The organism is Pseudomonas sp. CFBP 13711 (assembly GCF_014842265.1).
Taxonomy (GTDB): Bacteria; Pseudomonadota; Gammaproteobacteria; order Pseudomonadales; family Pseudomonadaceae; genus Aquipseudomonas.
Window position 1 is genome coordinate 154,256 of record NZ_JACYVI010000007.1, and the last position, 12,743, is coordinate 166,998.

The 12,743-nt window shown below is 61.0% G+C and carries 8 protein-coding genes; 4 read left to right on the forward strand and 4 right to left on the reverse strand.

Going from position 1 to position 12,743, the window contains the following annotated elements; all coding sequences use genetic code 11:
* Positions 1–37: 37 nt before the first annotated feature.
* Both IFT47_RS15095 and putA read right to left on the reverse strand, forming a co-directional pair.
* Positions 38–1,840 carry an acyl-CoA dehydrogenase gene (locus IFT47_RS15095; protein WP_192171169.1) on the reverse strand — a complete coding sequence of 601 codons (1,803 nt, stop codon included), beginning with the start codon at positions 1,838–1,840 and terminating at the stop codon, positions 38–40.
* 225 nt (positions 1,841–2,065) lie between these two features.
* Entirely contained in the window at positions 2,066–6,019 is a 3,954-nt protein-coding gene (gene putA / locus IFT47_RS15100) for a trifunctional transcriptional regulator/proline dehydrogenase/L-glutamate gamma-semialdehyde dehydrogenase (RefSeq protein ID WP_192171168.1), read from the reverse strand.
* A gap of 431 nt (positions 6,020–6,450) precedes the next feature.
* Between putA and putP the strand changes: the two genes are divergently transcribed.
* The gene (gene putP, locus IFT47_RS15105; protein WP_192171167.1) at positions 6,451–7,935 is read left to right on the forward strand and encodes a sodium/proline symporter PutP; all 1,485 of its coding nucleotides are present in this window, start codon (positions 6,451–6,453) and stop codon (positions 7,933–7,935) included.
* Positions 7,936–7,992: 57 nt separating this feature from the next.
* Here putP and IFT47_RS15110 read toward each other — a convergent pair whose 3' ends face one another.
* Complete coding sequence (locus IFT47_RS15110; protein ID WP_192171166.1) at positions 7,993–8,664, reverse strand: polysaccharide lyase family 7 protein; 672 nt, start codon at positions 8,662–8,664, stop codon at positions 7,993–7,995.
* Positions 8,665–8,965: 301 nt separating this feature from the next.
* Between IFT47_RS15110 and IFT47_RS15115 the strand changes: the two genes are divergently transcribed.
* The 3 genes from IFT47_RS15115 to IFT47_RS15125 are packed head-to-tail and all read left to right on the forward strand — an operon-like array spanning position 8,966 to position 12,008.
* Positions 8,966–11,122, forward strand: coding sequence for a putative bifunctional diguanylate cyclase/phosphodiesterase (locus tag IFT47_RS15115; RefSeq protein WP_192171165.1), 2,157 nt, complete (start codon positions 8,966–8,968; stop codon positions 11,120–11,122).
* Between the two features lie 39 nt (positions 11,123–11,161).
* Positions 11,162–11,680 carry a YgjP-like metallopeptidase domain-containing protein gene (locus IFT47_RS15120; protein ID WP_192171164.1) on the forward strand — a complete coding sequence of 173 codons (519 nt, stop codon included), beginning with the start codon at positions 11,162–11,164 and terminating at the stop codon, positions 11,678–11,680.
* 31 nt (positions 11,681–11,711) lie between these two features.
* Positions 11,712–12,008, forward strand: a complete 297-nt coding sequence (locus tag IFT47_RS15125; RefSeq protein ID WP_192171163.1) for a winged helix-turn-helix domain-containing protein — start codon at positions 11,712–11,714, stop codon at positions 12,006–12,008.
* A gap of 81 nt (positions 12,009–12,089) precedes the next feature.
* Here IFT47_RS15125 and IFT47_RS15130 read toward each other — a convergent pair whose 3' ends face one another.
* Complete coding sequence (locus tag IFT47_RS15130; protein ID WP_192130954.1) at positions 12,090–12,548, reverse strand: GNAT family N-acetyltransferase; 459 nt, start codon at positions 12,546–12,548, stop codon at positions 12,090–12,092.
* Between the last annotated feature and the right edge of the window lie 195 nt (positions 12,549–12,743).

Sequence of the window (12,743 nt, forward strand, 5' to 3'; positions counted from 1 at the left end):
AGCGCGAGCGAGTCGCTGCGGCTGTCATGTGGCGGGCTTAAAACCAGCCCGCCTGCATCGACAGACAAGCGTCATCCCGGCGCTCAAGAATCGCCAGCTCATGATGGCAACCCGGTACTTCCCACGTCAGGAAGTACCGGGCGGCCTGCAACTTGCCCTTGTAGAAGTCAGTGTCGGCTTCGTTGTTCTTCTCTAACCCCTCCTGCGCACGAATCGCCTGCTCCAGCCAGCGCCAGCCAATCACCGCGTGCCCGAACGCTTTCATGTACAGCGCCGAGTTGGCCAGCGTCGCGTTGACCTTGCCCTGGCTCAGATCGGTCAGTAGGCCGAGGGTCACCGCTTGCAGGCGAGCGACCAGTTGCTCCAGCGGTTGGCGCAATACCGTCAGCGATTCATGGGCCTGGGCCCGCTCACAGGTGTCAGCGATCAGACGAATCAGTTGCTTGAGCCCCGCGCCTCCGTTCTGCGCCAGTTTGCGTCCCAGCAGATCCAGGGACTGAATGCCGTGGGTGCCTTCATGAATCGGGTTTAGGCGGTTGTCGCGGTAGTACTGCTCCACCGGGTACTCACGGGTGTAGCCATGGCCGCCGAGAATCTGGATCGCCAGTTCGTTGGCCTTCAGGCAGAACTCCGAAGGCCAGGATTTGACGATGGGCGTCAGCAGGTCAAGCAGCTCGTGGGCGTGTTTGCGCACGTCCTCGCTGTCGCCCGTCTGCGTGTCGTCGAACAGCCGAGCGGCGTACAGGCCCAGGTCGAACGAGCCTTCGACGTAGGCTTTTTGCGTCAGCAGCATGCGTTTCACGTCGGCGTGCTGAATGATGGACACCGGCGCGCCGTCCGGTGACTTGCTGTCAGGCAGTCGGCCTTGGGGGCGTTCGCGGGCGTATTCCAGCGAGTACAGGTAACCGGCATAACCCAGCATCACCGCGCCCATGCCGACGCCGATGCGTGCCTCGTTCATCATCTGAAACATGCAGCTCAAGCCCTGATGCGGCTTGCCCACGAGATAGCCAACACAGTTGCCGTTGTCGCCAAAGTTCAGCGCCGTGGAAGTGGTGCCGCGCCAGCCCATCTTGTGAAACAGCCCGGCCAGAATGACGTCGTTGCGCTGACCGAGACTGCCGTCGTCGTTAACCAGAAACTTCGGGACGATGAACAGGGAAATGCCTTTCACCCCCGCGGGTGCGTCGGGCAGTTTGGCGAGGACCAGATGGACGATGTTTTCGGACAGCGGGTGATCGCCGCCCGAGATAAAAATCTTGTTGCCGCGCAGGCGATAGCTGCCGTCCTCCGCAGGCTCGGCGCGTGTGCGGATGTCCGACAGCGACGACCCGGCGTGGGGCTCAGTCAGGGCCATGGTGCCGAAAAATCGGCCCTCGATCATCGGTTGCAGAAAGCGCCGCTTTTGCTCGTCGGTGCCGAAATTTTCAATGAGATTCGCCGCGCCCATGGTTAGGAAGGGGTACGACGCCGTCGCGGCATTGGCGGACTGGAAATGGGCAAAGCAGGCCTGAGACAGCAGGGTCGGCAATTGCATGCCACCGGCGTCGAAGTCCCGGGCGGCGTTCAGAAACCCGGCCTCGAGAAAGGCGTCCACGGCGGGTTTCACTTCCGGAATCAGCACCGCTGCACCGTTCTCGTAGCGCGGCTCGTTCTCGTCGTTTTTGCGGTTGTGGGGCGCGAAGTATTTCTCCGCGATGTTGCGCGCCGTGCTGATCGCTGCATCGAAGGTTTCCCGGCTGTGCTCGGCAAAACGCTCGCGCCGAGTCAGCGCCTCTGCGTCCAGCACTTCATACAGCTCGAAAGCCAGATTGCGGGAACTGAGCAGCGTCTCGGACATGGCGGCGTACCTTTCTTGGGAATGCTGTCGAGTCTAGGGGCGAGGAGAAGGGGTGAACAGGATGATTGATGCGGGTGATGGGGCGCTCAAACGGCCACCAAACGGCAAGAATGCATCGGCGCCATCGCAAAACGGATGGCGCCCGCACTGGCTTCTTCCCGGCTGAAGCCGATTCCACTGAATAGCGCGTGCACTGAGTGGGACCGGCTTTGGCCGCGAAGGCCTCTAGCCGATGGTCATGAGGCTCGCATTACCGCCCGCTGCCGCGGTGTTGACGCTCAGTGCACGCTCGATCACCAGACGCTCCAGCGCAATGTTGGTTTCGCCTTTGGAAAGCCCGTGAACGCCGATGATCGCGCCGCTGCGTTGAGCGACCTGTTCGCAGATAGCGCGCAGTTGATCGGAATCGCCATGGTGCAATACCGCGTCAATGGCGACCGCGTCCTTGTTCCAGTCGGCAACCAGCTTGATGCGGGACTGCACATCCTTCGGCAGACGATTGCGCAGCGACTTGGCCGGTTCAACGTCCGGCACGATTGCCATACTGCCCACCGCCATCACTGCGGCCAGTTGCGCCAGCAGATCTGTCTCATCTTCGGCCAGACACAGCACGTGCTCACGCGGCAGGATGCTGTAGCTGTTGCGCTCGCCGGTCGGGCCCATGAGCGTGCGGGTCACGCCGCTTTGGGATTGCTCGGCGAACTGGCTGCATAACACCTCCAGATCGCTGAGTTGTTGGCTGCTTGCCCAAGCCTTGAGCGCATGCAGCGGCTTGAGCATCGCCTCCTGCATGCGGATGTCCGGCGCCTGTTGCGCATCGCGGGCGGCGAAGGATTTCTGCACGGCATCGGCGGGACGCGTCGACAGCAAACGGTAGAGATACAGCGGGCCACCGGCTTTCGGGCCGGTGCCCGACAAACCTTCGCCACCAAACGGTTGCACACCCACTACGGCGCCGACGATGTTGCGGTTGACGTACATGTTCCCGGCGTTGACGTTGTCGATCACCTTGGCGATGGTCTCGTCGATGCGCGTGTGTACGCCCAATGTCAGGCCATAACCGGAGGCGTTGATCTGCGCGATCAGTTGATCCAGCTCACGACGCTTGTAGCGCACGACGTGCAGGACCGGGCCGAAGATTTCCCGTTGCAGTTCGTCGAAGCTGTCCAGCTCAATCAGCGTCGGCATCACGTAGGTGCCGCGCTTGATCTCGTCGCTGTCGGCAATGGCGACTTGATACACATTACGGCCTTTGTCGCGCATGGCCTGAATGTGTTTCTCGATGCCGGCCTTGGCTTCCTGATCGATCACCGGGCCGATGTCCACCGACAGGCGCTCCGGGTTGCCGAGGCGGCTTTCGGCCATTGCGCCTTTAAGCATCTCGACGACGCGGTCCGCTGAATCTTCCTGCAAGCACAGCACACGCAGTGCGGAGCAGCGTTGGCCGGCGCTGTCGAACGCCGAGGACACCACGTCGATGACCACTTGTTCGGTCAGCGCCGAGGAGTCGACGATCATCGCGTTCTGGCCACCGGTTTCAGCGATCAGGGGAATCGGCCGGCCCTGAGCATCGAGACGGCCAGCGACGTTGCGTTGCAGCAAGCGAGCGACTTCAGTGGAACCGGTGAACATGACACCCTTGACGCGATCATCGCCCACCAGCCGCGCGCCGACGGTTTCACCGCGGCCCGGCAGCAGTTGCACCACGCCTTCGGGAATACCGGCTTCGAGCAAAATGCGGACGGCCTGCGCGGCGATCAGCGGTGTCTGTTCCGCAGGTTTGGCGAGGACCGGGTTACCGGCCGCCAGGGCTGCCGCCACCTGACCGCTGAAAATCGCCAGCGGGAAGTTCCACGGGCTGATGCACACCACAGGGCCCAGCGGGCGGTGAGCGTCGTTGCTGAAATCGTTGCGTGCCTGCACCGCGTAGTAGCGCAGGAAATCCACAGCCTCGCGCACTTCGGCGATGGCGTTGGCGAACGTCTTGCCGGCTTCGCGAGCCAGCAAGCCCATCAGCGGTTGTATTTCGGCTTCCATCAGGTCCGCGGCGCGCTCAAGGATTGCGGCACGTTCGGCCGGCGGCGTCGCCTGCCAGATCGGTCCGGCGCTGAGTGCGCTGAGCAGGGCGTTATCGACGTCTTCCAGGCTGGCTTCCTGTACATGGCCAACGACGTCACGCAAATCGGACGGGTTCAGGACCGGCGTTTCAGTGCCAGCGCTGACCGGGCTGCCCAGCATCGGGCCCGCCTTCCAGTCGTTGTGCGCCGTGGCGAGCAGGGCAGAAGACAGCGATGCCAAACGATGTTCGTTGGCCATGTCGATGCCGGCGGAATTGGCGCGCTCGCTGCCGTACAGGTCGCGCGGCAGCGGAATGCGTGGATGCGGCAGGCCGAACCCGCCTTCCTGGGTGGCCATGCGCTCGATGCTGGACACGGGATCGGCAACCAGTTCCTGAATGGATATCGACTGGTCAGCAATGCGGTTGACGAAGGAGGTGTTGGCGCCGTTTTCCAGCAGTCGACGCACCAGATACGCCAGCAACGTTTCATGGGTGCCGACCGGTGCGTACACGCGGCACGGTCGGTTCAGCTTGCCATCGGCGACTTTGCCGACGACCTGTTCATACAAGGGTTCGCCCATGCCGTGCAGGCACTGGAACTCGTACTGACCGGGGTAATAGTTCTGACCGGCGATGTGGTAGATGGCCGACAGCGTATGGGCGTTGTGGGTCGCGAACTGCGGGTAGATGACTTCCGGCACCGAGAGCAGTTTGCGTGCGCAGGCGATGTAGGAAACGTCGGTGTAAACCTTGCGCGTGTAGACCGGGTAGCCTTCCAGGCCCTCGACCTGGGCGCGCTTGATTTCACTGTCCCAGTACGCGCCTTTCACCAGACGGATCATCAGGCGATGGCGGCTGCGGCGGGCCAGGTCGATGACGTAGTCGATCACATAAGGGCAGCGCTTCTGATACGCCTGGATCACGAAACCGATGCCGTTCCAGCCGGTCAGTTGCGGTTCGAAGCACAGGCGTTCAAGCAGGTCCAGCGACAGCTCCAGGCGATCGGCTTCTTCGGCGTCGATGTTCAGGCCGATGTCGTATTGCTTGGCCAGCAAGGTCAGCGACAGCAGGCGTGGGTACAACTCATCCATCACGCGCTCGTACTGCGCCCGGCTGTAACGCGGGTGCAGCGCGGACAATTTGATGGAGATGCCAGGGCCTTCATAGATGCCGCGACCGTGGGAGGCTTTGCCGATCGAGTGGATGGCTTGCTCGTAGGACGCCAGGTATTTCTGCGCGTCGTGCTCGGTCAGTGCTGCTTCGCCGAGCATGTCGTAGGAATAACGGAAGCCTTTCGCCTCGAACTTACTGGCGTTGGCCAGAGCTTCGGCGATGGTCTCGCCGGTGACGAACTGCTCGCCCATCAGGCGCATGGCCATGTCGACGCCCTTGCGGATCATCGGCTCGCCGGACTTGCCGATGATGCGGCTCAGCGAGGAGGTCAGGCCCGCCTCGTTGTGGGTGCTGACCAGTTTGCCGGTCAGTAACAGGCCCCAGGTGGCGGCGTTGACGAACAGCGACGGGCTGTTGCCGAGATGCGGGTGCCAGTTGCCGGTGCTGATCTTGTCGCGGATCAATGCGTCGCGGGTGCCTTTGTCAGGAATGCGCAGCAGGGCTTCGGCCAGGCACATCAGCGCCACGCCTTCCTGCGATGACAGCGAGAATTCCTGCAGCAGGCCCTGGACGATACCGGCGCGGCCACCGGCGCTCTTCTGGTTGCGCAGCTTTTCAGCGATCGACGCCGCGAGCTTGTGGGTTGCCTCGGCCATTGGCGCAGGCAGCCGCGCCTGCTCGATGAGCATCGGCACCACTTCAGGCTCGGGACGGCGGTAGGCGGAGGTGATGGCGGCGCGCAAAACAGACTGGGGAAGGATGCTTTCGGCGAATTCGAGGAACGCCTGATGGGCGTTGTCGGCGGGCAGATCACCCTGATCATCGGCGTCTTTGCCACCCTGACCACTGAGTTCATTCAGGGTCGCACCGCCCTCGAGCTTCTCTAGATAATTGAAGATCGCCTGCTTGATCAGCCAGTGGGGCGTCCGGTCGATGGACTGCGCCGCCGCTTTCAATCGCTCGCGGGTGGGGTCGTCGAGTTTGACACCGAGGGTGGTGGTGGCCATTTCTTATCCTCATGACAGCCACGGTCATGTGGCTTAGCTGCGGCAAGATTAGCCGCGGGATCGAAAGGGTGCAACCGGGTGCAACCCCTTTTTTCAAAGTGTTTCCAAAGTGCCCTGTATTGAGTCGAGCTGGCCTGGCCTCGCCCGGTTCGGGTGCCTGCTTGGCCAAGGCTCTAGCTGGCTGTTGCCCTGCAAATACGGGGTATATGGCACTTTGATCTAAATTGTAAAAAAGCCATGGAGTGGCGTTTTTCGGGTTGCACCTGCGTCAGAGTGTCCTCTAGGATGCGCCGCTTTGGTGCATTCAAGCGGTGTGCAGCGGCGAGGTTCTCGCCAGCCCGCAACACACGCGAACGGCCAATCGCGAACCTGATGCCTCAGGAGGACTTCGCTCTGCTCGCGCCTATAAAAACAACGCCGGAACCTAACCGATGAGTGTCAGCAACCCTACCTTGATCACTTTCGTGATCTACATCGCCGCGATGGTCCTCATAGGACTCATGGCCTACCGTTCCACCAATAATCTCTCTGACTATATCCTCGGCGGGCGCAGCCTCGGCAGTGTGGTCACGGCGCTTTCGGCCGGTGCATCGGACATGAGCGGCTGGTTGCTCATGGGGTTGCCGGGCGCGATCTACATGTCCGGTCTCTCGGAAGGCTGGATCGCCATCGGGCTAATCGTCGGCGCCTACCTGAACTGGCTGTTCGTTGCCGGTCGCCTGCGGGTACAGACCGAGCACAACGGCGATGCGCTGACCCTGCCGGATTACTTCTCCAGCCGCTTTGAAGACAACAGCGGTCTGCTGCGGGTGATTTCCGCCATCGTGATTCTGGTGTTCTTCACGATCTACTGCGCTTCCGGCATCGTCGCTGGCGCGCGGCTGTTCGAGAGCACCTTCGGCATGTCCTACGAAACCGCGTTGTGGGCAGGCGCTGCGGCGACGATTGCCTACACCTTCGTCGGCGGCTTCCTGGCAGTCAGCTGGACAGACACCGTACAAGCGACCCTGATGATCTTCGCGCTGATCCTTACGCCCATCATCGTGCTGCTGGCGACCGGTGGCATCGACACCACGTTCATGGCCATCGAAGCCCAGGACCCGAGCAACTTCGACATGCTCAAGAACACCACTTTCATCGGCGTCATTTCGCTGATGGGCTGGGGCCTGGGCTACTTCGGTCAGCCGCACATCCTGGCGCGCTTCATGGCCGCTGACTCGGTCAGGTCGATCGCCAAGGCCCGTCGCATTTCCATGACCTGGATGATCCTCTGCCTGGGCGGCACCGTCGCGGTGGGCTTCTTCGGCATCGCCTACTTCTCGGCGCACCCTGAGGTGGCCGGTCCGGTGACTGAAAACCACGAGCGCGTCTTCATCGAGCTGGCCAAGATCCTGTTCAATCCGTGGATTGCTGGCGTTCTGCTTTCGGCCATTCTTGCGGCGGTGATGAGCACTCTGAGCTGCCAGTTGCTGGTCTGTTCAAGTGCGCTGACCGAAGACTTCTACAAAGCGTTTTTGCGCAAAAGCGCGTCCCAGGTTGAGCTGGTGTGGGTCGGCCGGGCCATGGTGCTGTTGGTGGCGCTGATTGCGATCGCCTTGGCGGCGAACCCGGAAAACCGCGTGCTGGGTCTGGTCAGCTACGCCTGGGCCGGCTTTGGCGCCGCGTTCGGGCCGGTGGTGCTGATCTCGGTGATCTGGAAGGGCATGACCCGCAACGGCGCACTGGCGGGGATTCTGGTCGGCGCGATCACGGTCGTGGTGTGGAAGCATTTCGAACTGCTGGGCCTGTACGAGATCATCCCCGGCTTCATCTTCGCCAGCATCGCCATCGTGCTGTTCAGCGTAATCGGCAAAGGCCCTACGCCGGGCATGCTGACGCGCTTTGAAGCAGCGGAAAAAGAATACAGGGCGGCATAAGGGCTGCCTGTTCAAGAGCCCGAGCGACACTGGCGCTCGGGCTCCCTTGCGAGCGCATCAGCTCTTGTTGTGGTCGGCGTCCAGGTTGAAGAACATGGTCTTGCCGCCTTCGCTGGTGTAGCCAGTGTTGTCCTGGGTGTAGACACCGGCCTTGAAGTACAGCTGCTGTTTGCTCCAGGTGGCGCTGATCCGGTCGTTCCAGGCCATGCCGTGGGCGGTCACGCTGAGCAACCCGGCTTTATTGAGGTGAATGACGTAATTGAACGTCTCGTTCAGGCTCACGTTTTCCGCCACCGTGATCACGCGCGCTTTTTTGTCGGTGGGGTGGTAGCGGACCTTGGCGACGATGTTGCCCATGTGCGTCGCTTCCAGGTACTGATATTCGAGCTTCAACAGCGGCTGCGTGCTGTCGTAGACGTGGATCTGACCGATGACGACCCTGCCTGAAGATGGCACCTGGAGAACCTTGAGCTTGGCATTCAGATAATTGTCGGCGTCCTGGTAGTACCAGTTGTGCAGCGTGCCGTTGGACCAGGTCTCGCGCAACTCGGTGCGCGGGTAGATCGCATTAGCGGTCTTGCTTCCGGTAACCGGAGCCCAGAATGTGATGTTCGATGAGCCGGACTTGAAGTATTTGCCGTCGTAACCTTGAAGCAGTTGTTGTGTCTCGATGGTGGCGGGGGGCGAGCCCACTGGAATGCTCAGATTCCATGTTCCCAAATCAATCATGTCTAGTCGTCCGATATGTCTCATTGCCAGCAAAGTTGCGGGCGAAAGGGGGTTGGGGGCGGCTTTTTATACGGTTCCACGACGCATTTGTTAACGCGAATCTGTCGGATGGTTGACGTCAAAGTGCCGCTATCTTCGCTGCAGCTCAGGGTGTTCCTGACATTGAGCGCCGTTACCGTTAGTCGGTTGGATGGCACTTTTCGAATCGCACTACTATGGCTGCCTTCTTTTTTCTTCAATCGAAGCTAGAGTAGTGGCCAATCAGTCCATCAGCGGGGCCATTCCCCGGGCAGTAAAGTGAATGATAAGTAGCAGCATGGAATGCGCGCAGTCCCTGCCACCCAGTGGCAAATCAGTATTGTTGGTTGTTGACGATTATCCGGAAAATCTGGTGACCATGTGCGCGGTACTGCAGCGCCAGGACCGGGAAATCATCACCGCCGCCTCAGGCATGGAAGCGTTGGGTATTTTGCTGGACCGAGATGTCGATCTGGTGCTGCTGGATGTGCAGATGCCGGACATGGATGGCTTCGAAGTTGCTCGCCTCATGCGTGGCAGTCTGCGAACGCGATTGACGCCGATCATCTTCCTCACCGCCAACGAACAATCCCGCGACTCGGTGCACAAGGGTTACGCCAGCGGCGCAGTCGATTACCTGTTCAAACCCTTCGATCCCAATATTCTCAGGCCCAAGGTTCAGGCGCTTCTGGAGCAGCAGCACAATCGGCGTGCCCTGCAGAAGCTGAGCCGCGAGCTGGAATCGGCGCGGGCGTTCAACGCCTCGGTGCTGGCCAACGTGGCCGAAGGCATCCTTGTCGTCACTGAAGACGGCGTCATCAGCTTCGCCAATCCGGCGATCTGCCGGTTGCTGGGCATGACCGACGGAGAGCTGCGCGGCACCGGGTTGTGCACTTACCTGCACGAGCCCAGCGTTGGCGAATGGGCAGATTCCGGCTTTTATCATCACTATCGCCGTGCCGATACCTATCGCGTCCATGACGCCGTGCTGCGAACGCCCGAGGGGCGTCAGGTCCCGGTCGCGTTGTCCTGCGCGCCGCTGCCCGCCGAGCAGCGTGCGATGGTGCTAAGCGTGCTCGACATGTCAGTGGTGCGTGACCTCTATCGTCAGCTCGAACATCAGGCCGTGACGGACTCCCTCACCGGGCTGCTCAACCGCCGCGGCTTTTATCAGACCGTCGAAGGGATGCTGTTGCGCAACGAGCATGCGGGCAAATACCTGGTCGTGTTGTACCTGGACCTCGACGGCTTCAAGGATGTGAATGATTCCCTGGGCCACGATGCGGGCGATCAGGTGTTGCAGTGGGTCGGCGCGCAATTGAAAGACTGCCTGCGCCCTTACGATGTGCTCGCGCGCATGGGCGGCGACGAGTTCGTGGTGGTCATCGACGGACTGGATTTCCCCGAACATGCCGCGAAGGTCGCCGAAAAGCTGATCGAGAGGGTGTCTGCACGGCGCATGATTGACGGGGTCGAAGCCACACTCGGCGCGAGTATCGGCATCGCGGTCTACCCGGACTGCGGCACCAATCTGGATGGCCTGCTGCGCGCGGCGGATATTGCGATGTACGAAGCCAAGCGCGCAGGGCGTCAGCAATACCGCTTCTTCGATCAGTACATGAATGGCCGCGCACGCTCCCGTCTGATGCTCGAAGAGAGTGTGCGCACGGCGATCGATGGCAAAGACTTTTCCATGGTCTACCAGCCGCAGGTCAACGTGGTCACCGGCAAGACGCGGGGTTTTGAAGCGCTACTGCGCTGGCATCATCCGGACGCGGGCGATGTGCCGTCAGGCGTGTTCATTCCGCTGCTGGAGGAGACGCGGCTGATCAACAAGCTCGGCGGCTGGATTTTCGAGCAGGGTGCGGCGCAGCGCCAACGCTGGAGCGACGTCTTCCCGGACGATCTGGTCATGAGCGTCAGCGTGAGCCCTGCGCAATTCAGCCTGCCGAATCTGGCGGCCGAGTTGCAGCGCGCGATGCAGATACACGGCCTAAAACCCCGGCAACTGGAAGTCGAGATCACCGAGCCGTCGCTGGTCCACAACCTGGTTCACAGCCGCAAGCAACTGCAGGACCTGCATGACATCGGCGTGCGTGTGTCGCTGGACGATTTCGGCGCAGGCGACAGCTCCCTTGCCCATCTGCGCAACCTCGATCTGGACACCTTGAAGCTCGACCGGCACTTCATTGGCGGCATGCTGGGATCGTCCCGCGATCTGGCCGTCGCACGCAGCATCATTGACCTGTGTCGCATGCTCGATATTGAGGTAATTGCCGAAGGCGTCGAAACCTACGAGCAGTATGAGTGGCTGGTCGACAACGGCTGTCAGATCATTCAGGGCTTCCTGATTGCTCATCCGATGCCGCCATTGGAGGCAGAGCGTTTTGTCGAGCCGGTCGATCTGCCGGTCGCGTTACAGCTGCTCGGGCAGGACTGACGCGGTAGACTCGCGTTTTTCCCGCGACCCGATCCGACCATGACTGTCACTTCCCCCATGCCGCTCAAATACCTGCAGGCTTATCCCGAAGGCCTGCAGGATCAGGTTCGGCAGCTGATCTCGCAGGACCGGCTGACGGATTATCTGCAGCAGCGCTACCCGGATCGCCACGAAATCCAGAGCGACAAGGCGCTGTACGCCTACGCGCTGGCGCTCAAGCAGGAATACCTGCGCAACGCGCCGAACATCGACAAAGTGCTGTTCGACAACCGCCTGGACCTGACACACCGCGCGCTGGGCCTGCATACCACGGTGTCGCGGGTGCAGGGCGGCAAGCTTAAATCCAAGAAGGAAATCCGCGTGGCTGCGCTGTTCAAGGAGGCCGCGCCGCAGTTTCTGAAGATGATCGTGGTCCACGAACTGGCGCACTTCAAGGAGTCGGACCACAACAAGGCGTTCTATCAGTTGTGCGAACACATGCAGCCGGGCTATCACCAGCTGGAATTCGACCTGCGCATCTACCTGACCTGGCGGGACATGCAGACGGCCGTGCGCTGATCAGCCGCTAGCGCTTTTCAAGGAAGTTTTAATGGACGTCAGCAAGACCAAGAGCAGTTTCTACCGCCGCCTGTACGTGGCGTATCTGATCGACAGCGGCATCGCCAGCAGCGTACCGGCACTGACCGACGTCACCGGCATGCCCCGTCGCACGGCCCAGGACACCATCGCGGCGCTGGCTGATCTGGACATCGTCTGCGAATTCGAACAACTGGATGGCGGCCGCAATCATGCCGGCGGTTACCGGATTCATGACTGGGGCGCGATTGACCGCCGCTGGATCGAGGGCAATTTGCAGGCCATCAAGACGGTGCTCGGGTATCCGTGACTTCGTGTCAGGGGCGTTGATTCTAGAGCTTTTTCCGGCTAAAGCCGGTCCTGCGAGGGACATCAGGGTCCCCGCGCCGGATCAGTCCAGATCGCGACGCATGCTGATGTGCGGGATGCCGTCCTCGACGTACACCTCGCCCACCGGATTAAAGCCGTAGCGGCTGTAGTAACCCTGCAAGTGCGCCTGGGCCGAGAGAAATATCGGCTGGTCCGGCCACTGAAGTTCGGCGTGTTTCAGCGCCTGAACCATCAATTCATGACCCATGCCCTTGTTGCGCATCGATGGTGCAGTCACCACGCGGCCAATGGTCACGTCACCGTTCTGCTGAATCGGGTCCAGCAGGCGCAGGTAGGCGACCAGCTGATCATCCTGCCAAGCCATGAGATGGCAGGTATCGCCCAGCAAATCCTGGCCATCGACGTCCAGATACCAGCATTTCTGCTCCACCACGAACACCTGCGCCCTCAGTTGCAGAATGGCGTACAGCTGCTCTTTTCCAAGGTCGGTATGGTGTTTGCAAATCCAGTTGATAGACATGACGCCGGCCTGCGAGAAGAAGTGGATGCCGGATACTAAACGCATATCGGCGCAAGCCCAAATTCGCGGCGAGCAGGGCTCGGCACTGATTCAATCAACGGCGCGTCATTTTGTTGAACTGCAGCACAAACATCGCAGTGTTATGAGTTGTGCAATGCGCAAAATGCGTCTTCACTGAAGGCCAGTTGCCACAAG